Genomic DNA, 21,372 nt, shown 5'->3' with positions numbered 1-21,372 from the left:
TTTCCCATCCTGTTACGAGGAACGCAGGACAGCCCCGTGATGTTCCGCTCACCGAGGGATGCCCTGGAATGTCCGGGCGGCCGCCGGACGATCACAGCGGGAAGCCGGTGTAGGCCTCCGCCAGATCGGCCTCCGCGGCCTTCGAGGTGGCCACGCGGTCGAGCCGGGCCAGCTGGATCCGGTCGTCGAAGGCGGTCGCGTCGGGCGCGCGGTGCAGCATCGTCGTCATGGCGTAGCTGAACCGCTCGGCCTGCCACACGCGCCGCAGGCAGGTGTCCGAGTACGCGTCGAGCGGCCCGGTGTCGCCCTCCGCCATGGACGCGGCGAGGGCGCGGGCGAAGGTGACGACGTCGCCGACGGCGAGGTTGAGGCCCTTGGCGCCGGTCGGCGGGACGATGTGTGCCGCGTCCCCGGCGAGGAAGAGCCGGCCGTGCCGCATCGGCTCGTGGACGTAACTGCGCATCGGGGTGACGGACTTGGACGTGATCGGTCCGCGCGCGAGCCGCCAGTGCGGGTCGTCGACGGCCAGGCGCCGGTCGAGTTCGTCCCAGATCTCCGCGTCGGACCAGTCGTCGGCGTTCGTGTCCGCCGGGACCTGGAGGTAGGCGCGGGTGACGGTCGGGGAGCGCATGGACAGCAGGCAGAAGCCGCGGTCGCTGTGGGCGTAGACCAGCTCGTCGTGGGAGGGGGCGACGTCGGCGAGGATGCCGAGCCAGCCGAAGGGGTACGTGCGCTCGTACGTCCGCGAGAGCGCCTCGGGGACCGTCGCGCGGGCCACGCCCCAGAAGCCGTCGCACCCCACGACGTAGTCGCACTCCAGGACGTCCTCGCGGCCTTCGTGGCGAAAGCGCACGCGTGGCTTCGCGGTCTCCGCGTCCTCCACGGCCAGCGCCTCCGCCTCGAACAGGAGCGGGCCGCCGTCGGCCAGCCGCGCCGCGATGAGGTCCTTGCAGACCTCGGTCTGCGCGTAGACCATCACCGACCTGCCGCCGGTCAGGGCGGGGAAGTCCACGCGGTGGCGGCGCCGGTCGAAGCGCAGCTCGATGCCGTCGTGCGGTATCCCCTCGCGGTCCATGCGCGCGCCGGCGCCCGCGGCGCGCAGGACGTCGACGGTGCCCTGTTCCAGGATTCCGGCGCGCTGGCGCCGTTCGACGTAGGCCCGGTCGCGGCTCTCCAGGACGACCGATGCGATCCCGGCGTTCTGCAGCAGCCTGGCCAGGAGCAGGCCGGCCGGGCCCGCTCCGATGATGCCGACGGTGGTGCGCATACGGATCCCTCTCGCGTCATTTCACTCTCGCGCCCCGGCGTTCGCCTGGTGAACTTTCGTTCATTGAGGCTCGTCCGGATCCTCCGTCTCCCCTCCTACGGGTGTCAATGGGTGTGCGGGCAGCACGATGCGACCCGCGCGCGTGAGGCAGTCGCGCGGGTTAGTGAAGGCAAGCGGGGGAAAGCGAAGGCGGAGAGTCGAAGAAGTGAATCGGAGGTGCCCGGAACCGGACTTGAACCGGTACGCCCGCGAAGGGCAGCGAGGTTTAAGCTCGCCGTGTCTGCATTCCACCATCCGGGCAGGGTGTGGGGCTCCGCTTCGACCGTCCGAGCCTATCCGGCGGCATCCCCCGATCAGCGGAACAACGACCCGATGTTGTCTTATTTTATTGACGTCTGAGGGTGCATCAGCACATGACAGTGGCCATACGCACTTGCCGGAGGCCCTTTCGTGCGCGCTGACCCGTTTCTGCGGATTGACGGAATTTCACCTGCCGTGGCGGACCCGGACGGGCGCTGACCTCTCAGGGTCCCGTGTCATCCCCAGGTATGACACACGCTCTCCTGGTCCGACCGGAGTCGCCCCTCGGAACGAGAACTGCGGCTGACTTCACGGGCCCGATCGACCGAGACGATGGGTTCATCCCCCGCAGTCGTCCCGACAGGAGCACCACCCGTGACCACCACTCCCCTCGCCGGCCGGACCACCACGTCGGCGGCCCGCGCCACAGATCTCTCCAAGGTCTACGGACAGGGCGAGACCCAGGTGGTCGCGCTCGACCAGGTGACCATCTCGTTCCGGCAGGCCGAACTCACCGCGATCATGGGCCCGTCCGGCTCCGGCAAGTCGACGCTGATGCACTGCGTGGCGGGCCTCGACACCTTCTCCTCGGGCTCGGTGCGCATCGGCGAGACCGAGCTGGGCTCCCTCAAGGACAAGCAGCTCACCAAGTTGCGGCGGGACAAGATCGGTTTCATCTTCCAGGCGTTCAACCTGCTGCCGACGCTGACCGCCCTGGAGAACATCACGCTCCCCATGGACATCGCGGGCCGCAAGCCCGACAAGCAGTGGCTGGAGAACGTGATCCAGATGGTCGGCCTCTCCGACCGCCTGCGCCACCGCCCCGCCCAGCTCTCCGGCGGCCAGCAGCAGCGCGTGGCCGTCGCCCGCGCCCTGGCCTCCAAGCCCGACATCATCTTCGGCGACGAGCCCACCGGAAACCTGGACTCGCGCTCCGGCGCCGAGGTTCTCGGCTTCCTGCGCAACTCCGTCCGGGAGCTCGGCCAGACCGTCGTCATGGTCACGCACGACCCGGTGGCAGCGGCCTACGCGGACCGCGTCGTCTTCCTCGCCGACGGCCGCATCGTGGACGAGATGTACGAGCCGACGGCGGACACGGTCCTCGACCGCATGAAGCGCTTCGACGCCCGGGGCCGCACGAGCTGACCCCGGCCGTGCCGAGGCCCCTCGCCTTGCGCGCCCCGGACCCCGCTGCCTCTCCTTCAAAGGCGGGGCTTGATATCCGCAGCCCCGCCGAACCCACCTGGACTGAGTAGACCCATGTTCCGAACCGCCCTGCGCAACGTCTTCGCGCACAAGGCCCGCCTCCTGATGACGGTGCTCGCCGTCATGCTCGGCGTCGCCTTCGTCTCCGGCACCCTCGTCTTCACCAACACCATCTCCTCCGCCCTGGAGAAGCAGTCGTCCAAGGGCTACGACCAGGTCGACGTGGCCCTCACCCCCGGCTACATCGAGGCCAAGGACGGCAAGGTCGGCGAGGAGGCGAAGCTGACCGACGCCACCCTGAAGAAGGCGCTGGGCGTGCCGGGCGCCGCCTCCGCGTACGGCGTGCTCAGCGGGTACGCCGCCGTCGCCGACCAGGACGGCAAGCTCGTCGGCAACGGCTTCTCGACCAAGGGCGGCAACTACTGGGGTTCCAAGGACACCCGGTACCCCCTCACGGTCGGCACCGCCCCGCACGGCAAGAACCAGGTCGCCCTCGACTCCGAGACCGCCGAGCGCGCCGGGTACAAGGTCGGCGACCAGGTACGGATGTCCGTCGACGGGCCGGTCCTGACCCCGACGGTCACCGGCATCTTCACCACCGACGACGGGAACGTCTCGGCCGGTGGCTCCCTGGCCCTCTTCGACACGCCGACCGCGCAGCAGCTCTTCCAGAAGCCGGGCGCGTACGACGAGATCGATGTGCGGGCCGCCGCGGGCACCAGCCAGGACCAGTTGCGGGCCGGGCTCGACAAGGCGCTCGGCAAGGACACCGTCGAGACCAAGACGGGCCGGCAACTCGCCGACGAGCAGGCGAAGATGATCTCCGAGTCGATGAGCTCCATGAAGCAGCTGCTGCTCGGCTTCGCCGGCGTCGCGCTCTTCGTCGGCATCTTCATCATCGCGAACACCTTCACCATGCTGGTCGCCCAGCGCACCAAGGAACTCGCCCTGATGCGCGCCGTCGGCGCCTCGCGCCGCCAGGTCACCCGCTCCGTGCTGCTCGAGGCGTTCGTCGTGGGCGCCGTCGCCGCCGTCACCGGCCTGGCCGTCGGCATCGGGATCGGCGCGGGCATGCGCTCCCTGATGGACTCGACGGGCGCGATCATCCCGGCAGGACCGCTGGTCATCTCCGTCAACACGGTCCTCTCCGCGCTGATCGTCGGCATCCTCATCACGATGCTGGCCGCCTGGCTGCCGGGCCGCCGCGCCGCGAAGATCCCGCCGGTCGCCGCGATGAACGCGGTGCACGCCGCCCCGACGACCAAGTCCCTGATCCTGCGCAACACGCTCGGCTCGCTCGTCTCGGCCGTCGGTGTCGTCGCCGTGCTCGCCGCGACCACCATGAGCGGCGACGCCGGTCAGGCCCCGATGGCGCTCGGCGCCGCGCTGCTCGTCATCGGCGTCTTCATCCTGACGCCACTGCTGTCCCGTCCGCTGATCGCCGCCGCGGCCCCGCTGCTGCGCGCCTTCGGCATCTCCGGCAAGCTGGCCCGGCTGAACTCCGTACGCAACCCGCGCCGCACCGCCGCCACCGCCTCGGCCCTGATGATCGGCCTGACCCTCATCACCGGCCTCACGGTCATCGCGGGCAGCGTCCAGTCGGCGATCAACAAGATGGCCGCCGACTCCATCAAGGCCGACTACGTCATCTCCATGGCCAACGGCAACGCGCTCTCCCCCGACGTCCGCAAGACCCTCGACAAGACCTCCGGTGTCACCGCCGTCAGCGGCATGTCCAGCGCGGAGTCGCAGATCGGCGGCGACTACGAGAACCTGTCCGGCGTCAACGGCGGCACCATCGGCCGGCTCGTCGATCTCACCATGAAGGACGGCGAGTTCAAGGTCGGCGGCACGAACGTCGTCGTCGACGACAAGACCGCGAAGGTCCACCACTGGACGGCCGGTTCGAACTTCACGGTCACCTATGAGGACGACAAGAAGCAGCAACTGTCCGTCGCGGGCGTCTACACGGCCAACGACATCGTCAGCGGCATCATGGTCGACTCCCCCACCCTCGATCCGCACTCCACCGACGCCGCCGGCGTCACCGACACGCAGGTCATGGTGAAGACGTCCGGCGGCGCCTCCGACGCCACCAAGGACAAGCTCACCAAGGACCTCGGCGAGAACCCGGCAGTCAAGATCCAGGACCGCCAGGACATCTCCAACGAGGTCGCCCAGATGTTCACGCTGATGCTGAACATGCTCTACGGCCTGCTCGCCATGGCGGTCATCGTCGCCGTGCTCGGCGTCATCAACACCCTGGCGATGTCGGTCTTCGAGCGCCAGCAGGAGATCGGCATGCTCCGCGCGATCGGCATCGACCGCAAGGGCATCAAGCGCATGGTCCGCCTGGAGTCCCTGGTGATCTCGCTCTTCGGCGGCGTGCTCGGCATCGGCCTCGGCGTGTTCTTCGGCTGGGCCGCGGGCCAGCTCATCGGCAACGCCATGTCGACGTACGAACTGATCCTGCCCTGGGGCCGGATGGGCCTCTTCCTCGCGCTCGCCGCGGTCGTCGGCATCCTGGCGGCCCTGTGGCCGGCCCGCCGCGCGGCCCGCCTGAACATGCTCGCGGCCATCAAGGCCGAGTGAGAGCAGGGCAGTTGACGTAGGTACGCACATGGGGCGCATCGGTGGCGATCAGTCACCGGGGCGCCCCAGCTGCGTACGGGCGGACGCTAGTTGTTCCAGGTGCGTGCCCGCAGCGGCATCCCGGAGGTGCCGCTCTGCGGTGTCCGCACCGCGAGGATCTGGTTGACCCCGATGCGGTTGCGCTCGAAGCTCAGCGCGCTGGCCGCCATGTAGAGGCGCCAGATACGGGCCCGGCCGGGGCTGACGAGCCGCAGGGACTCCGCCCAGCGGGCCTCCAGGTTGCGGACCCAACTGCGCAGGGTGAGCGCGTAGTGCTCGCGTATCGACTCGACGTCCCTGACCTCGAACCCGGCCCGCTCGAGGAGGCCGGTGGTGGTGCCGACCGGCGCGAGCTCCCCGTCGGGGAAGACGTACGCGTCGATGAACTCGTCGACCTCGTACGCCGACTCGTCCTCCTGGGGCCGCCGGGCGATCTGGTGGTTGAGCAGCCGGCCGCCGGGCTCGAGCAGAGCGTACAGGTCGGTCGCGTACTCCAGGTAGCGCTCCGAGCCGACGTGCTCGGCCATCCCGATCGAGGAGATCGCGTCGTACGGGCCGTCCCGCACGTCGCGGTAGTCCTGCACCCGGATCTCGACGCGGTCGGTGAGGCCCTCCTCGGCGACGCGCTTCCTGGCGTACGCGGCCTGCTCCTGGGAGAGCGTGACGCCGACGACGCTCACGCCGTGCTCACGGGCGGCGTGGATGGCCATGGAGCCCCAGCCGCAGCCGACGTCGAGGAGGCGCATGCCGGGCTTGAGGTCCAGCTTGCGGGAGATCAGCTCCAGCTTGTCGTGCTGGGCGGATTCGAGCGTGGCGTCGGGCGATTCCCAGTACGCGCACGAGTAGACCATCGACGGGCCGAGGACCAGCTCGTAGAAGTCGTTGCCGACGTCGTAGTGGTGGCTGATGGCCTGCTTGTCGCTGCCCTTGGTATGCCGGTGGAGGCGGCTCCTGCGGCGCATCTCCTCGGCGGGCGGGGCGGGCGGCAGGAACGGTCCCGCCAGTTTCGCGAGGTCGGCGACCGCGGCCCGCACCTTGGGATCCTTCAGCGTCTCGACGAGGCTTCTGCGCTCGCCCTCCGCGTCCGGATCCCGCTCCCAGAGCAGTCCGGCGATGACGTCGAGCGCCTCGTAGAGGTCGCCCTCGACGTCCAGGTCACCGGCGACCCAGGCGCGGGCCAGACCCAGCTCGCCCGGCTTCCACAGCAGGCGGCGCAGGGCGCGACGGCTCCGCACCACGAGCACGGGGGCGTCCGGGGGACCTGCCTCCGAACCGTCCCAGGCGCGAAGCCGCACCGGGAGTTCGGCGTCGAGCAGCTGCTCGGCGATGTTCTTCAGCCGCTGTGCGGCGTCCTGCATGGCGCACACCTCCGTGACAGGGGTAAATCCCGGACCGGTCCAACTACACGTAAACACCAAGTAGCCGCTTCCGCAGTCCCGTTATTGCGTCACGGATCGGCAAAATACTTGTAGCCACCACGTACATGGTCGCGAAAAAGCCCGAAGGGGCCGTCCGCACCACGGATGGCGGCCGACCCCTTCGGGCGTGTACTGCACGAGCACTACGAGAAGCTACGACCAGCTACGCCGACCACGACGAGCTCAGAAGCCCTGAGGTCAGGAGGCCTTGGCCTTCTCCTCGACCTTCTCCGGCACCTTCTCGGCGGCCGGCTTGGGCGCCGGAGCCGGCTTGGCGGCCTCGTAGAACTCCTCGCGCGGAGTCTCCAGGGCGCCGAGCGCGGTGATGTCGCGCTTCTGGAACATGTTGATCGTCCACTCGGCGATCACACGGATCTTGCGGTTGTACGTCGGCATGGCCATGCCGTGGTAGCCACGGTGCATGTACCAGGCAAGACGGCCCTTGAGCTTGATCTTCATCTTGCCCATGACGATCATCGCGACGCCCTTGTGGAGGCCGAGACCCGCCACCGCACCCTTGTTGGCGTGCTTGTAGTCGCCCTGCGGGAAGCCCCGCATACCGGAGACCACGTTGTCGGCGAGGACCTTGGCCTGACGCATCGCGTGCTGGGCGTTCGGCGGGCACCAGGCGTTCGGGTTGCCCGCGGCGCGGCCGACGAGGTCCGGGACCTGGGCGTTGTCGCCCGCGGCCCAGATGTAGTCGGTGCCCTGGACCTGAAGCTTCTCGCTGGTGTCCACGTGACCGCGGGGGCCGAGCGGGAGACCGAAGCGGGCGAGCGCCGGGTTCGGCTTGACGCCGGCGGTCCACACGATCGTGTTGGAGTCGGCCTCCAGGCCGTTGCTCAGCACGACGTGACCGTCCACGCAGGAGGGCATCGTGGTGCTGAGGTAGACCTCGATACCGCGGGACTCCAGGTGCTTGCGGCCGTAGACGCCGAGCTCCGGGCCCACCTCGGGCAGCACCTTGTCGGCGGCGTCGACCAGGATGAAGCGCATGTCCTCGCGCTTCACGTTCTTGTAGAACTTCGCCGCGTCGCGTGCCAGGTCCTCGACCTCACCGATCGTCTCGGCGCCCGCGAAGCCGCCACCGACGAAGACGAAGGTGAGCGCCTTGCGGCGGATCTCCTCGTCCGTCGTGGACTCGGCCTTGTCGAGCTGCTCGAGCACGTGGTTGCGCAGGCCGATGGCCTCCTCGACACCCTTCATACCGATGCCCACCTCGGCCAGGCCGGGGGTCGGGAAGGTGCGGGAGACCGCGCCGAGCGCGATCACCAGGTAGTCGAAGGGCACCTCGTACGCCTCGCCGACGAGCGGGGCGACCGAAGCGACCTTGCGGTCCTGGTCGATGGTGGTGACGCGGCCGGTGAGAATCTCGGCTCCCGGCACAGCGCGTCGCAGCGGGACGACGACGTTGCGCGGCGAGATGCTGCCGGCGGCGGTCTCGGGGAGGAAGGGCTGGTACGTCATGTACGAGCGCGGGTCGACGACCGTGACGGTCGCTTCCGCGTAACGCATCTTCTTCAGGATGCGTCGCGCCGCGTACAGGCCTACGTACCCACCCCCGACAATGAGGATCCTGGGACGCTCCGTGGTGCTCATGCCATCGAGTATCCACCCGTCTGGAGGGGGGTGCTCGTGCGCCCCTTCACAAGGATGGGTGGGGCCTCTGCTACACTTCGCCGCCCACGTGACCCAGGTCATGGTCGACAGAGGGAACCACGGTCCGCCGCCGGTCGTTGCTCACCCCTCTTGAGCAGCCACGGTGAGCATTCGGACCCACTGAACCACTCCCGGTTCTCACCTCCGCGCAACGCTCCCGTAACCCCGGCCACCCCTCCCGCCGGAGCCCGTGGACAGCCCCGAACGGGCCCACGGTCAAAAAACTGCGTCCAACGGGACCGATTTCCTTGTGAAGAAGTTCACGAAGTTTCCCGACGGGGTGTCGCCGGAGCGTGTCGCGGGCCCCGTTCATGGTGCTCAGACGGTACGCGACACGCTCAGGCGAGGGCGCTCCGGGCCCGAATCCGACGCCAGGTCCGGCCCCTCGGTCAGGCGATGGACCAGGCGATGCCGTCGAGGATGTCGTGCTCGCTGACGACCACCTCGCGGGCGCCGGTCCACTCCATGATCAGACGCAGCACGAGGGCCCCGGATGCGATGACGTCGACGCGGCCCGGGTGGATCACCGGGTGCAGCGCGCGCTGGTCGTGCGTGGACGTCAGCAGCCAGTCCGTGAGCTCCGCGACCTTCTCGTAGGAGACGCGGGAGTGGTGGATCGCGGCCGAGTCGTACGCGCTCAGGCCGAGCGCGAGCGCCGCCACCGTCGTGACCGAGCCGGCCAGGCCGACCAGTGTGCGGGCCTCGGTCAGCGGGACCAGCTGCGTCACCAGGTCAAGAGCCGCGACGATGTCCTCGCGGATCGCCTCGATCTGCTCGGGCGCCGGCGGGTCGGTGACCGAGCCGTCCGCCGCGACCAGGTGACGCTCCGTCATCCGTACGCAGCCGATGTCGACGGAGTGGGCGGCGCGGACCTGCTCGTCTCCGACGACGAACTCCGTCGAGCCGCCGCCGATGTCCACGACCAGGTAGGGCTTGTCCAGGTCGGCGCGGCCCGTCAGCTCTTTGGTCGCACCCGTGAAGGAGAAGGCCGCCTCCTCGTCACCGGTGATGACCTCCGGCTCGACGCCGAGGATGTCCAGGACGCCGCGGACGAAGTCGTCCCGGTTCGAGGCGTCGCGGGACGCGGACGTGGCCACGAAGCGGATGCGCTCCGCGCCGTGCTCCTTGATCACGGCGGCGTACTCGCGGCAGGCCGCGAACGTGCGCTCCAGCGCCTCGGGGGCCAGGCGCCCCGTCCGGTCGACGCCCTGACCGAGCCGCACGATCGTCATCCGGCGGTCCAGATCGATCAGTTCGCTCGTCTCCGGGTCCGCGTCCGCGACGAGGAGACGGATCGAGTTCGTACCGCAGTCGATGGCGGCGACCCGGGTCACTCCGTCACCTCCGCCGACACGCACGCGCCCTTCTTCCACCACTGCGGCAGCATCGCGATCGCCTCGTCGCCCAGCGGGTTCACACCCGGCCCTGCCGCCAGCGAGTGCGCCACCAGGACGTGCAGGCACTTCACGCGGTCCGGCATGCCGCCCGCACTCGGGAAGTTCTCCAGGACCTCCATGGCGTCACGGCGCGCGATGTAGTCCTCGTGGGCCGCGCGGTACTGCCGCGCCAGCTCGGGGTCCGTGCCCAGGCGCTCCGTCATCTCCTTCATCACGCCGTTCGCCTCCAGCGTGCCGATGGCCGAGGCCGCGCGCGGGCACGTCAGGTAGAACGTCGTCGGGAACGGCGTGCCGTCCTCGAGCCGCGGGGCCGTCTCGACGACATCCGGGTTGCCGCAGGGGCAGCGGTGCGCGATGGCCCGCAGGCCGCGCGGCGGGCGGCCGAGCTGCTCCTGGAACGCGCGGATGTCGGCGTCCGTGGGCGCCGTGGACTCGGTCTGGGGCGGGGGCGTTTCCATGCCTGTCTTTCACTTCGGTGTGTGCGGGGAAGGGGCGGGGGCGGTACGGCGGTCAGTTTGCCCGGTCGGCCTTGTCGACGCCGTCCCAGACGTTCGAGTACCAGGGACGGTCGGTCTCGCCCTGCTCGGCGCGCTCCGCCGCGGTGGACCGCGCGTCGGGCACCACGTACCCGGTCTCGCCCGGCATCACCATGTGCAGGCGCTCGCGGATCCGCTGCTCGGCGTACGCGTCGTCCTGCCAGCGGGCCTTCTCGTCCCGGAGCCGGTCGACCCGGTCCTTCGCCTCCTGCTGCTGGCGCTGCAGGTCCGCGATCTCGCCGCGCTGGGACACGTACTGCCTTATCGGGTACGCGAGGGCGACCACGAGCGTGCAGACGACGAGGGCGAGCAGCGCGGCCCGCCCGGTGAGGCGGGAGCGGCGGGCCTGGCGCTTGTTCTGCGAGCGGTAGACGCGCTCCGCGGTCTGCTCGCCGAGCACGCGCAGCCGGGTGGCCGTGGAGAAGCGGGCCGAGTCGTCGCGGCCCCTGCTTCGGAGCTTTCCCGGCATCGCCTGTCCGCCTCCCCGTCTGACTGTCCGGCTGCCTACGTACGTACGTCCCCGCACACGGTACGGGACCGAGTGCGGGGACGTACGGAACTACCGGCTCACGCGGGGGCGGGTCAGCCCTTGTAGCGCGGGAAGGCCGAACGACCGGCGTAGACCGCCGCGTCGTCCAGGATCTCCTCGATGCGCAGCAGCTGGTTGTACTTGGCGACGCGCTCGGAGCGGGCCGGGGCGCCGGTCTTGATCTGGCCGCAGTTCGTGGCGACGGCCAGGTCGGCGATGGTGACGTCCTCGGTCTCGCCGGAGCGGTGGGACATCATGCACTTGAACCCGTTGCGCTGGGCCAGCTCGACGGCGTCCAGGGTCTCGGTCAGCGAGCCGATCTGGTTGACCTTGACGAGCAGGGCGTTGGCCGAGTTCTCGTCGATGCCGCGGGCGAGGCGCTCCGGGTTGGTGACGAACAGGTCGTCGCCGACGATCTGGACCTTCTCGCCGAGCTTCTCGGTGAGGACGGTCCAGCCGGCCCAGTCGTCCTCGTACAGCGGGTCCTCGATGGAGACGAGCGGGTACGCGGAGACGAGCTCCTCGTAGTACTCCGTCATCTCGGCGGCGGAGCGCTCCTTGCCCTCGAACTGGTACTTGCCGTCCTTGTAGAACTCGGAGGCGGCGACGTCGAGCGCGAGAGCGACCTGCTGGCCGGGGATGTAGCCGGCCTCCTTGATCGCCTCGAGGATGAGGTCGAGGGCCGCGCGGTTCGAGTCCAGGTTCGGGGCAAAGCCGCCCTCGTCGCCGAGACCGGTGGACAGGCCCTTGGCCTTCAGCACCTTCTTGAGGGTGTGGTAGACCTCGGTGCCCCAGCGCAGCGCCTCGGAGAAGGACTCCGCGCCGATCGGGGCGATCATGAATTCCTGGATGTCGACGTTGGAGTCGGCGTGCGACCCACCGTTCAGGATGTTCATCATCGGGACGGGCAGCAGGTGCGCGTTCGGGCCACCGAGGTAGCGGAACAGCGGCAGGTCGCTGGCCTCGGACGCGGCGTGCGCCACGGCGAGGGAGACGCCCAGGATCGCGTTGGCGCCGAGCGAGCCCTTGTTGTCGGTGGCGTCCAGGTCGAACATCGCCTGGTCGATCAGGCGCTGCTCGGTGGCGTCGTAGCCGACGAGCTCCGGGCCGATCTGCTCGATGACGGCGAGGACGGCCTTCTCGACGCCCTTGCCCTGGTAACGGTTGGGGTCACCGTCACGGAGTTCGATGGCCTCGAAGGCACCGGTGGAGGCGCCGGACGGAACAGCAGCACGACCCGTGCTGCCGTCGTCGAGGCCGACCTCGACCTCGACCGTGGGGTTGCCTCGGGAGTCCAGGATTTCCCGGGCTACGACGACGTCGATGGACGGCACGAGCATCTCCTTCTGGGATGTGACACAACAGTGCGGGCAGGGTGGCCCGCACCCATGAGCGTAACCGGCTCCGAGGCATCGGCCAGCCGACCGCCCGCCTTGTGGACAACGCCGACAGCGAAATGTTCCTTAACGGAACAAAGACAGCGACCTCCGTCCCGGATGCCGGGACGGAGGTCGCTGAAACGAGCGGCCCTCGGGGTGAAGCGGCGGCCTGACCCGGCATCCGCCGATGCCGAGCCGAACCGACGCCTCCCCTGTAAGCCCCCATGCGCTCCTATAGGCAGGCCGTAACAACAGGGCCCCTATAAGAAGGACGGGCTTACTTCAGGTGCAGCTGCTGGCCCGGGTAGATCAGGTCGGCGTTGCTGACGATGTCCTTGTTGAGCTTGAACACCTTCTGCCAGTCGGTGCCGTGCGCGTCGGCGATCTTGCTGAGCGTGTCGCCGGTCTTCACCTTGTACTCGCCGTCGCCCTTCTCGACCTTCTTGCCGGTCGGGGTGGTGACGGTGTCCTTCTTCGACTCCTGCTGCTGCGGCTGCTGGCGCTGCTCGGAGCGGGTCGTCGTGGAGGAGTCGGAGCGCTCCTGCTGCTGCGGCTGGGACTGCTGCTGCGAGGAGTCCGACGAGGATCCGGCCGGGGCGGAGTTGCTCGTGTCGGCGCCGGACAGGCCCACGCCACAGCTCGGCCAGGCACCCTTGCCCTGCGCGGCGAGAACCTTCTCGGCGACCGATATCTGCTGCGCCTTGGACGCCTGGTCCGCGGAGGACGCGTAGGAGGTGCCGCCGTACGCGGCCCAGGTCGAGGACGAGAACTGAAGGCCACCGGTGTAACCGTTGCCCGTGTTGATGGACCAGTTGCCACCGGACTCGCACTGCGCGACCGCGTCCCACTCGGAGGTGGAGGCGGCGGAGGCCGAGGTGGCGCCCATCAGCGGGACGGCGACAGCGGCACCGGCGACGCCGGCGAGCGTGGCGACACGGACAGCCTTGGACGGGCGGCGGTGCTTGCCCTTGCTGGAAAGCAGCATGGAGAGATCCCCTCACCGACGCCTACGAGGTGAGCTGTCGGGTTCGGACCAGTGAGTGTCCGGCCGCGCATCCTTGTGCGCGGCTTAACCCCAAGCCGGTTTCCCGGCACTTACCTTGGGTCCCCCGCTCCTGCCTACGGCGCTGACGCGTCGACTGTTCCCGTACGGGCGTCGGCAGGATTCGGCGTGACGTCCAACGGGGCCCGCTGTGGCGAGCGGTGACGACCGTAAGCAGTCGATCCGCCCTATTTCAAAGACGATCAGGGTCTTTGAGACTCATGTCTCACTCTCGCAAAAGTGGACATACGCGCCCCAACCGTCTCTGAACTCCCGCTACTTTTCGACCGTTTCGAGGCCAAGATCCAGACTCTGACCAGGAAGGATGAGGTCGGGGTCGGAGCCGACCGTCTTCTTGTTCAGGTCGTAGAGCGCATCCCACCCGCCGCGCACGTCCTGAGCGTCGGCGATGTCCCAGAGACTGTCGCCGGAGCGCACCGTGTACGCCTCCTCGGTGCGGTCCTCCTCGCGCGAGGCGTGCCGTCCGTCGCCCGTACGGGAGTCGGAGGTGTCGTCCGCGGCGGGGTCGCCGCGGTGGCGGCCGGCGGAGTCGGCCCCGGACTCGTCGGAGGCGGAGTCACCGGAAGCGGAGCCGGAAGGGGACGGCGTCGCGGAGGACGTGGGGTCGTCGGCCCGGCCGGACTTGTCCGACCCGCCACCGTCTTTGCCTGCGGCGTCATCCGACGCGTCATCCGACGCGCTGTCGCCCGCCTTGTCGCCCGCCTTTCCACTTGCCTTGCCACTTGCGTCGCCGCTCGGCTCGTCGCTGGAGTCGCCACTCGGATCGCCGCTCGCCGTGTTACCGGAGGTATCCCCCGAGGCCTCGGCTGACGGCTCGTCCGACACCCCGAGCCCGACCCCGACGGAGGGATCGGCCGGGTCGGACGCCTGCGGGGAGACGGTCGCGCCCGGGTCGACATCGGCCGACTCGTCGCCCTGGGTGAGACCCGCCACGAGCGAGCAGCTCGGCCAGGCGCTGGGCCCCTTGGCCTTGAGCGCCTGCTCGGCGACGGCGATCTGCTGGGAGCGGCTGGCCTCGTCGGCGCTCGGCGCGTAGTCGAGGCCGCCGTACTGCTCCCACATCTCCTGGGAGAACTGCAGTCCGCCGAAGTAGCCGGTGCCCGCGTTCAGGCTCCACTGGCCACCGGACTCGCACTCGGCGAGCTTGTCCCAGGTGGTGGTGGAGGCGGCGCTCGCGCTGGTTGCCGCGAGGAGCGGTATCGCGATGACGCTGCCGGTGACGCCGGCGGCGACGACGAGAGCAGGGGCCTGACGGGGGCGACGGTGTCGACCGTTCCCGGAGAGCATGCGGTTGCCTTTCGCGAGACTGATGCAGCAGCACGCGACGGGTGATGTGGTGGTGCTTGTTGTGCATGTGTCGCGATGACTGGTGAACGTAGCGGGACTCGAACGCTTGTCACAAGTCGATGCAGCGCAGATCACGTCAAAGTCACAGAGTTGACTGGTCGTCAGTTCTGCTGGGGTGTGAACTCCACCGGCAGCGTGCGCAGTCCGCGCATGATGAGCCCGCCCCGCCAGCGCAAATCGGCGGGATCCTGGGCAAGTCGCAGGTCCGGAAGGCGCGTCAGAAGGGTGCGGAGCGCAGTCTGTCCCTCCAGTCGCGCGAGGGGAGCGCCGAGGCAGTAGTGGATGCCGTGGCCGTAGCCGAGATGCTGATTGTCGCGGCGGGAGAGATCGAGAATGTCCGGATCGGTGAAGCGCGCCGGGTCCCGGTCGGCGGCGGCGAGCACGACGAGGACCGGGTCGCCGGCGGCGATGTCCTGGCCGCCGATGCTGAGCGGCTCCGTCGCGAACCGCCAGGTCGCCAGCTCCACCGGGCCGTCGAAGCGCAGCAGTTCCTCTACGCCGGTCTCCAGGAGCCCGGTGTCGCCCTCGGCCAGTGCCTGCTGCAGTCGCTCGCGCTGTTCCGGGTGGGTAAGCAAGGCATATGCCCCGTTACCGACCAAATTGACCGTGGTTTCGAAACCGGCGAAAAGCAGGATGAATGCCATGGCCGCGGCCTCGTTCTCGGTGAGGTGCTCACCTTCGTCGGAGGCGCGGATCAGGCCGGAGATCAGGTCGTCGCCCGGCTCGTTGCGCTTGCGGTGGATCAGCTCGGCGAGATAGGCGCGCATCTTCTTCACGGACCGGGCGACGCCGCCGCGGGGCCCTCCCCCGTGCCGGATCATCATGCCCGCCCAGTCCCGGAAGTCGTCCTGGTCCTCGCGCGGGACGCCGAGCAGGTCGCAGATGGCGTAGATGGGGAGCGGGAAGGCGAAGTCGTGGATCAGGTCGGCCTCGCCGTTCGCCGCGAAGCGGTCGATGAGGTCGTCCGCCAACTCCTGCACACGGGGAGCGAATTCGGCCACCGTGCGCGGGGTGAACGCCTTCGAGACGAGGCGGCGCAGGCGGGTGTGGTCCGGCGGATCGATGTTCAGCAGATGCGTCATCAGATCCGCCTTGCGCTCGCCCGGGATACCCGTCTTGCCCTTCGCGTGGGACGGCCCGTCGTGGTGGTCCGGATTCTTGCTGAGCCGCTGGTCGGCGAGGGCCTGGCGGGCATCCGCGTACCGGGTGACCAGCCAGGCCTCGACGCCGCTGGGAAGGGTCGTACGGTGCACGGGGGCGTGCTCGCGCAGCCATGCGTACGCGGGGTAGGGGTTGGTCGCGAACTCCCAGTCGAAGAGTTCGGGCATCGCGGCGGGGACAGGGCTTTCGGTCACCTCCCGACCGTATCCGGCGTCCCCGGAGCGGGTGACACGACCGTGGACGGCCCTAGGGGCGGTCCGGCCCCTCCAGCCCCTCCAGCCCCTCCGTCGAGCGGATCGCCGCCCGGTACGCGCGTGCCGCCGCCCTCAGGGCCGCCTCCGGGTCCTCACCGGACGCCTCCGCGCGCAGGGCCAGGGCCAGCAGCTCGTAGCCGATGCCCCGGCCCGTCGGGACGGGGACGTCGAGGCCCGCTGTCCGCACCCGGGAGCCGAGCTTCGCGGCGAGGGCCAGGCCGGGCTGGCCCACCGGGACGCCGTCCGTGACCGAAGCGCGGCGCTTGGCCTCGCCCTTCTTGCGCAGCCAGATCTCCCTGACCTCTTCCGGCGTGGACGCGCTCTCGTCGCCGAAGATGTGCGGGTGGCGGTGGATGAGCTTCTCGACGATGCCGCCCGCCACGTCGTCGATCGAGAAGGGGCCGGCGTCCTCGGCGTCCTCGGCGTCCTCACCGGCTTCGCCGGGCGCCTCCTCGGCGATACGGGAGTGGAAGACGACCTGGAGGAGTACGTCGCCGAGCTCTTCCCTGAGCTCCGCGCGGTCGCCCGTCTCGATCGCCTCGACCAGCTCGTACGCCTCCTCGATCGCGTACTTCGCCAGGTCCTCGTGGGTGCGCCGGGACGTCCAGGGGCACTCGCGGCGGATCCGGTCCATGACCTGGACGAGGTCGAGGAGGCGGGCGCCCGGCAGGTCGTAGGAGCCGGGAAGGAGTTCGAGGGACGGCATCTGCTCGCGGCCCGAGCCGGCCAGTGTCGCCAGGCCGTCCGTGAGGCGCCGGTCTCCCTCTGCGGTGGCCAGGACGACGACGGTGCGGCCGCCGTCGGCGCAGCGGTCGACGAGGTCGCGGGCGGCGAGCGGCGCGGTCGCGAGGGTGACCTCGACGCCGGCGTCCTTCACGTACGGCAGCTGTGGGTGCGCGGCGTCGGCGCACAGCACCGCGTCGGCGCCGCGCAGCGCCTCCCACGCCTGCCAGGACAGCAGCCCCGGGGCGACCCGGTGGCTGGTGGTGAGCAGGACGATGCGGCCGGCGTCACTGGTGGTGCTGGATCCGGTGGTGGTGTCGCTGCTGGTGCCGTGCACCTCTCGATCGTTCACCACCCGAACGTAACGCAGGCCGCTGACAGTGCTCCGCCCCGGAGCCCGCCCTAGGACCTGTCTTCAAACCCCCTCCCCCAGCCTCCGGCCGGGGGGACCCCCAGAGCACGCACCAGACGCCGCGGGGCCGCCCTTCGGGCTGGGGGCGCCTCCCAGCGTTAGCTGGGGGAGGGAGTTCGAAGACAGGCCCTAGGCGGTCTGCTGGGATTCCGCCGGCTGCTTCGTGACCTGCTTGAGCCAGGGCGTCTTCGCCTCCACGAGGCGGCTCGTGGGGGTCACCTTCCAGGCGCCGTAGCGGGGGTTCAGGTCGACGTTCAGCTCCTTGGACGCCGTGCCGAGGGCCTTCCAGAACACGCTCTGGCCCTCCTGCGTCTGCATGTCGGCGCCGAGCGCGGTCGCGAGCTTCTGTGCCTCGATCTCGGTGCGCAGGCTTTCGGTCAGCCGCTTCGGCGGGACGCTGTACTGCGACAGCCAGGCGGACTCCAACTGCTTGGATCCGCCCGCCTGTTGCTCCAGGCCGGCCCGCATGTCCTGCATCTCCTTGCGGGTGACGCCGACGCCCTGGTCGGTGGCGGCGCGGTGCAGGACCCGGTCGAGGACCATCGTGTGCAGCGTGTTGCGGGTGAGGCCGCCGGTCTTGGCGATGGCCTGTTCGTACTGGGCGCTGTCGGTGGTGGCGGCTTGTTGCGCGTCACGTACCTCGTTCACCCGGGTCTCCAGTTGGGAGACCGTGATCCGCTGACCGCCGACGACGGCAGCGGCGCCGGGGTGCGCTCCGCTTCCGCAGGCGGTGAGAGCGGGAACCGCGGCAACGGCGGCGGCGGACAGGATGAGCGCGGTACGGCGACGGCTACTGGTGCGGCGGTGCAAGGTGAGCCTCCCTGCGGCGAGTTTGTGCGTCGGTGCACAAAGTCCGTGATCGATGGTAGGAGGTGGCCGCTGGCTCGGCCACCTATTCGACAACGATTCGCCGCGAGTTGAGGTACTCGTTCCGCCCCGGCCCCGCGATGACGCGGTCAGCCGATGAGCGCTACCGGGGCATCCCACGCGTTCCGGTCCACGGTGATCGTGTAAGCGCCGCGCTTCTCCTTGCTGTTGACCATGTACTGGTGCGCGCGGCTGTGCTTCGTGTAGAGCGACTTGGCCCAAGGCCAGTCGGACGTCGTCGTGTTCACCTTGTCCCACTTGGCGTACCAGAGGTTGCCCGGCAGGTCGGTGCGGTCCTTCGCGGTGGCGATCGCGGCGGCGCTGGAGCTGCTGAAGCCGTAGTAGCCCGCCCGGTAGATCTTGCCGCGCAGGACCTTGTCGAAGGCGCGCACGTAGCTGAGCACGGCCTTGTTGCAGGACGCGTTCTTGATGTCGTACGGCTCCATGTCGAGGTAGAGCGCGCTGCCCGCCTTCATGCCGAGCGCGGACGCCTTGGCCACGGCGTCCTTGCCGTCCTTGGCGCCGAGGGACGCGGCGTTCGACGTGGTCATCTTCTCGTTCCTGGTGCCCGTCTGGCAGGGCGGCTGGGCGCCTACGTAGAGCGGAATCAGCTTCCAGCCCTGCGAGTTGACCGTCTTGACCCAGGACTTGGTGAGGTTGGGCTGGGCGCAGCCGCGGTTCTTGCCGCCTATGTAGACGGCGGCCGCCCCGTAGAAGCCGGTGTGCCAGGCCTTCATCGCGGCGGCCGAGGGCGCGGTGCAGGTGTCGAAGGCGCGGCCGGTGAACGTCTTCTGTGCGGGCCACGTCGTGGCCGATGCGCTGGTCGCGGCGAACGCGCCTCCGGCGACGACGACGGCGCCCGCGGCCCCCCAGGCCACGTACCGGTTGCGCTTGGAGAGTCTGTGGCTCCCCGGTCTGGAACGAAACGACTTGGTCATGAGATCCCCACCCCTGGTGTTGTGATGTCTGTACTGGTGACAACTGATGTATTACGTGTGCGGGCTATGTGTCAGCCCCTGACCTGGCCGAGCCACTGGAGCGTACGGCGCACCTCCGCCGGGAACGGGTGGCCGGGCCCGTGCAGTCGCTCCGCGTCGTGCAGCAGGCGGATCAGGGTCTCGTGCGCGGCGCCCCGGTCGCCGACGGCGAGCAGCAACTGGCCGATGCGGCGGCGCACTTCGAGGGCCAGACGCAGATCGGTGGTCGCGTACTGGTTCTCGTAGTAGGGCAGCAGAGCGCGGTACTCGGCGAGCGCGGCGGCCGGCTCACCGAGGGCTTCCAGGCACTGCGCCGCCTCGTAGCGGAACTGCAGTGACTGCGGGTCGGCGTGGCCCGCCTCGGCCGCGCGCTCGTCGGCGAGGCGGCGCAGTTCGGGCAGGGCGCGGCGGTACTGGCCGTCGTCCATGAGGGTGGCCGCGTACTGCTTGCGCAGCGTGCGGACGACGGGTGAGTGCTCGCCGTGCTGGGCGGCCGCCGCGGGCAGGATCGCGCCGAGGATGTCGACGGCCTGGGTGATGCGGCCCTCGCCGAGGAGGCGCTTGACCTCGTCGACGGCGCCCGCGACATCGGGGCGCTCGCCCTGCACGTCGGAGCCGTCGGGCTGCGGCGCGGGCGTGCGCGCCCGGTCGGGCCAGGGGGCGTGCGGGCGCAGGAACGGGCGCGTGGGGTCGAGCGGGTGGCCACTGGGCACGCCGCGCGCGGGCAGCAGCGGGAGCAGTTCCTCGTAGGTCTGCTGGGCGGAGGCGGGCCGGTGCTGCGGGTCCTTGGCGAGCAGGCGCAGGACGAGGTTCTCCAGCGCCTCCGGTATCTCGGGGCGCAGTTGGCGCACCGGCCGCGGGGCCTCGTACAGGTGGCGGTGGAGGATGCCGAGCGCGGTGGTGCCCGCGAACGGGACGTCGCCGCTGAGGAGTTCGAAGAGCAGCACTCCGAGGGCGTACAGGTCGGTGTACGGGCCGACGGCGCCGCCCATCGCCTGTTCGGGCGCCATGTAGGCAGGCGTGCCGATGGGCGAGCCGGTGTGGGTGAGGCGGGTCGTGTCGGTGTCGAGGACGGAGGCGACGCCGAGGTCGAGGACGGTGACCGTACCGTCCTTCCTGACCATGACGTTGCGGGGCTTGAGGTCCCGGTGCACGATCGGCACGGCGTGCACGGCGGAGAGCACGGCGCACAGCTGGGCGGCGACCGAGACGGCCCACTGCCAGGGGTACGGGTCGTGCTCGGCGAGGTGGTCGGCGAGGTCGGACCCGTCGATGTACTGCATGACGAGGTACAGGAACGAGGAGGCACCGTCGGCGCCTTCATGCTCGCTGCCCGCGTCGTGCACGGTGACCAGGCCGGGGTGGTCGACCTGCGCGGTGACGCGGCACTCGCGCAGGAAGCGGCGGCGCAGTTCGTCGGCCTCGGCGCCCGCGACCCGGTCGGGGCGCAGCAGCTTCACCGCGACGCGGCGGTCCAGGCGTTTGTCGTACGCCGTCCAGACCTGGCCCATGCCGCCCTGGCCGATGAGCGTGGACAGCTCGTAGCGCCCGGCGATGACACGACCGCCGCCCGCCGCAAGAGGGGACGGAGAGGTCACCGGCCGCCGTCCCGCTTGCGCAGGTAGTCGCTCAGCTCGTCCAGCTCGGCGCGGACCTGGTCGATTCGCTGGGGCGGCTGCGGTTGCGGTTGCGGTTGGCCATGGTTCTGCGGCTGCGGCGGCGGGACCGAGGTGGGCGCCGGGGTCGCGGCCTGGGTGGGCATCGCGTGCATCGGCGGCGTGGGCGCCTGGGGCCGGGGCTGTACGTACGTCTGGGGTTGCGGCTGCGGGTAGCCGTACGGCTGCTGCGCGCGCGGCATGCCGTACATGGCCGGTCCCATGGCGAGCCGGTTCCTGTTGGCGTGGCGGATGTCCGCGACCAGGTAGTACGTGACCGAGCCGGTCAGGTTGACGAGCATCAGGCCCATCCCCCCGTTGCCGTACCAGGTGGTGAACTCTTCCCCGCCCGGGTCGCTGAAAATGCCCACCCAGCAGAGGAGTTGGATCGCTGCCACGCCTATGAAGACGCGCCAGTCGACCTTCCTGTGGGTGGTCAGGGCGAGCCGCAGCACCGGCACGAACCCGAGGAAGCCGACGGTCAGGACGGCGATGGCCACGAAGAGCACGCGCATACCGGCCTGCGCTCCGGGTGAGGGGAGCTTGGGCGGGGGCGCATAGCCGTGGCCGTGCATGACTGCTCCTGCTGGT

The 21,372-nt window shown here is 69.9% G+C and carries 17 protein-coding genes, 1 tRNA gene and 1 riboswitch; of the genes, 2 read left to right on the top strand and 16 right to left on the bottom strand.

The window, feature by feature from the left end; translation table 11 throughout:
* Nucleotides 1–91: 91 nt before the first annotated feature.
* Both ACIREE_RS28745 and ACIREE_RS28740 read right to left on the bottom strand, forming a co-directional pair.
* Nucleotides 92–1,267 (bottom strand): 4-hydroxybenzoate 3-monooxygenase, encoded by a 1,176-nt coding sequence (locus ACIREE_RS28745; RefSeq protein WP_404158147.1) that lies wholly within the window; start codon nt 1,265–1,267, stop codon nt 92–94.
* A 217-nt stretch (nt 1,268–1,484) separates the two neighbouring features.
* Nucleotides 1,485–1,567 (bottom strand) — tRNA-Leu (locus ACIREE_RS28740).
* A gap of 375 nt (nt 1,568–1,942) precedes the next feature.
* Between ACIREE_RS28740 and ACIREE_RS28735 the strand changes: the two genes are divergently transcribed.
* Nucleotides 1,943–2,713: an ABC transporter ATP-binding protein gene (locus ACIREE_RS28735; protein ID WP_404158144.1), complete on the top strand. Its 771-nt coding sequence runs from the start codon at nt 1,943–1,945 to the stop codon at nt 2,711–2,713.
* A gap of 114 nt (nt 2,714–2,827) precedes the next feature.
* The gene (locus ACIREE_RS28730; RefSeq protein WP_404158141.1) at nt 2,828–5,365 is read left to right on the top strand and encodes an ABC transporter permease; all 2,538 of its coding nucleotides are present in this window, start codon (nt 2,828–2,830) and stop codon (nt 5,363–5,365) included.
* An 86-nt stretch (nt 5,366–5,451) separates the two neighbouring features.
* Here the strand turns inward: ACIREE_RS28730 and ACIREE_RS28725 are convergent, their stop codons facing one another.
* From ACIREE_RS28725 to ACIREE_RS28660, 14 genes are all read right to left on the bottom strand, one after another.
* Nucleotides 5,452–6,762 (bottom strand): class I SAM-dependent methyltransferase, encoded by a 1,311-nt coding sequence (locus tag ACIREE_RS28725; protein WP_404158138.1) that lies wholly within the window; start codon nt 6,760–6,762, stop codon nt 5,452–5,454.
* 258 nt (nt 6,763–7,020) lie between these two features.
* Nucleotides 7,021–8,421: an NAD(P)/FAD-dependent oxidoreductase gene (locus ACIREE_RS28720; RefSeq protein ID WP_404158135.1), complete on the bottom strand. Its 1,401-nt coding sequence runs from the start codon at nt 8,419–8,421 to the stop codon at nt 7,021–7,023.
* Nucleotides 8,422–8,870: 449 nt separating this feature from the next.
* Entirely contained in the window at nt 8,871–9,815 is a 945-nt protein-coding gene (locus tag ACIREE_RS28715; protein ID WP_404158390.1) for an exopolyphosphatase, read from the bottom strand.
* Nucleotides 9,812–10,336 (bottom strand): DUF501 domain-containing protein, encoded by a 525-nt coding sequence (locus tag ACIREE_RS28710; protein ID WP_404158132.1) that lies wholly within the window; start codon nt 10,334–10,336, stop codon nt 9,812–9,814. The genes ACIREE_RS28715 and ACIREE_RS28710 overlap by 4 nt, the downstream gene beginning before the upstream one ends.
* 52 nt (nt 10,337–10,388) lie before the next feature.
* A complete protein-coding gene (locus tag ACIREE_RS28705; RefSeq protein WP_404158130.1) occupies nt 10,389–10,883 on the bottom strand; it encodes a septum formation initiator family protein in 495 nt (164 codons plus the stop codon).
* A 113-nt stretch (nt 10,884–10,996) separates the two neighbouring features.
* The gene (eno, locus tag ACIREE_RS28700) at nt 10,997–12,283 is read right to left on the bottom strand and encodes a phosphopyruvate hydratase (RefSeq protein WP_404158127.1); all 1,287 of its coding nucleotides are present in this window, start codon (nt 12,281–12,283) and stop codon (nt 10,997–10,999) included.
* A 316-nt stretch (nt 12,284–12,599) separates the two neighbouring features.
* Nucleotides 12,600–13,307 carry a transglycosylase family protein gene (locus tag ACIREE_RS28695; protein ID WP_404158125.1) on the bottom strand — a complete coding sequence of 236 codons (708 nt, stop codon included), beginning with the start codon at nt 13,305–13,307 and terminating at the stop codon, nt 12,600–12,602.
* Nucleotides 13,308–13,311: 4 nt separating this feature from the next.
* A riboswitch (cyclic di-AMP (ydaO/yuaA leader) is annotated at nt 13,312–13,459 on the bottom strand.
* 181 nt (nt 13,460–13,640) lie between these two features.
* Nucleotides 13,641–14,672, bottom strand: a complete 1,032-nt coding sequence (locus tag ACIREE_RS28690; RefSeq protein WP_404158122.1) for a transglycosylase family protein — start codon at nt 14,670–14,672, stop codon at nt 13,641–13,643.
* A gap of 161 nt (nt 14,673–14,833) precedes the next feature.
* Nucleotides 14,834–16,060, bottom strand: coding sequence for a cytochrome P450 (locus ACIREE_RS28685; RefSeq protein ID WP_404158387.1), 1,227 nt, complete (start codon nt 16,058–16,060; stop codon nt 14,834–14,836).
* A 79-nt stretch (nt 16,061–16,139) separates the two neighbouring features.
* Nucleotides 16,140–17,207, bottom strand: a complete 1,068-nt coding sequence (locus ACIREE_RS28680) for a nucleoside triphosphate pyrophosphohydrolase (RefSeq protein ID WP_404158384.1) — start codon at nt 17,205–17,207, stop codon at nt 16,140–16,142.
* Nucleotides 17,208–17,411: 204 nt separating this feature from the next.
* Nucleotides 17,412–18,092, bottom strand: a complete 681-nt coding sequence (locus tag ACIREE_RS28675; RefSeq protein ID WP_404158119.1) for a SurA N-terminal domain-containing protein — start codon at nt 18,090–18,092, stop codon at nt 17,412–17,414.
* Nucleotides 18,093–18,238: 146 nt separating this feature from the next.
* Entirely contained in the window at nt 18,239–19,087 is an 849-nt protein-coding gene (locus ACIREE_RS28670) for a glycoside hydrolase domain-containing protein (RefSeq protein ID WP_404158116.1), read from the bottom strand.
* Nucleotides 19,088–19,158: 71 nt separating this feature from the next.
* Nucleotides 19,159–20,724 (bottom strand): protein kinase, encoded by a 1,566-nt coding sequence (locus ACIREE_RS28665; RefSeq protein WP_404158113.1) that lies wholly within the window; start codon nt 20,722–20,724, stop codon nt 19,159–19,161.
* Nucleotides 20,721–21,356 (bottom strand): hypothetical protein, encoded by a 636-nt coding sequence (locus tag ACIREE_RS28660; RefSeq protein ID WP_404158110.1) that lies wholly within the window; start codon nt 21,354–21,356, stop codon nt 20,721–20,723. Before ACIREE_RS28660 ends, ACIREE_RS28665 begins: the two co-directional genes overlap by 4 nt.
* Between the last annotated feature and the right edge of the window lie 16 nt (nt 21,357–21,372).

The sequence above is a fragment of the Streptomyces sp. NPDC102467 genome (assembly GCF_044765445.1).
Lineage (GTDB): Bacteria > Actinomycetota > Actinomycetes > Streptomycetales > Streptomycetaceae > Streptomyces.
This window is presented reverse-complemented; position numbering and strand designations above follow the sequence as displayed.

Coding starts and splice junctions, on each gene's coding strand:
- ACIREE_RS28745 (WP_404158147.1), bottom strand. CDS start 1,267: ATGCGCACCACCGTCGGCATCATCGGAGCGGGCCCGGCCGGCCTGCTC.
- ACIREE_RS28730 (WP_404158141.1), top strand. CDS start 2,828: ATGTTCCGAACCGCCCTGCGCAACGTCTTCGCGCACAAGGCCCGCCTC.
- ACIREE_RS28725 (WP_404158138.1), bottom strand. CDS start 6,762: ATGCAGGACGCCGCACAGCGGCTGAAGAACATCGCCGAGCAGCTGCTC.
- ACIREE_RS28720 (WP_404158135.1), bottom strand. CDS start 8,421: ATGAGCACCACGGAGCGTCCCAGGATCCTCATTGTCGGGGGTGGGTAC.
- ACIREE_RS28710 (WP_404158132.1), bottom strand. CDS start 10,336: ATGGAAACGCCCCCGCCCCAGACCGAGTCCACGGCGCCCACGGACGCC.
- ACIREE_RS28705 (WP_404158130.1), bottom strand. CDS start 10,883: ATGCCGGGAAAGCTCCGAAGCAGGGGCCGCGACGACTCGGCCCGCTTC.
- eno (WP_404158127.1), bottom strand. CDS start 12,283: ATGCTCGTGCCGTCCATCGACGTCGTCGTAGCCCGGGAAATCCTGGAC.
- ACIREE_RS28695 (WP_404158125.1), bottom strand. CDS start 13,307: ATGCTGCTTTCCAGCAAGGGCAAGCACCGCCGCCCGTCCAAGGCTGTC.
- ACIREE_RS28690 (WP_404158122.1), bottom strand. CDS start 14,672: ATGCTCTCCGGGAACGGTCGACACCGTCGCCCCCGTCAGGCCCCTGCT.
- ACIREE_RS28685 (WP_404158387.1), bottom strand. CDS start 16,060: ATGCCCGAACTCTTCGACTGGGAGTTCGCGACCAACCCCTACCCCGCG.
- ACIREE_RS28670 (WP_404158116.1), bottom strand. CDS start 19,087: ATGACCAAGTCGTTTCGTTCCAGACCGGGGAGCCACAGACTCTCCAAG.
- ACIREE_RS28660 (WP_404158110.1), bottom strand. CDS start 21,356: ATGCACGGCCACGGCTATGCGCCCCCGCCCAAGCTCCCCTCACCCGGA.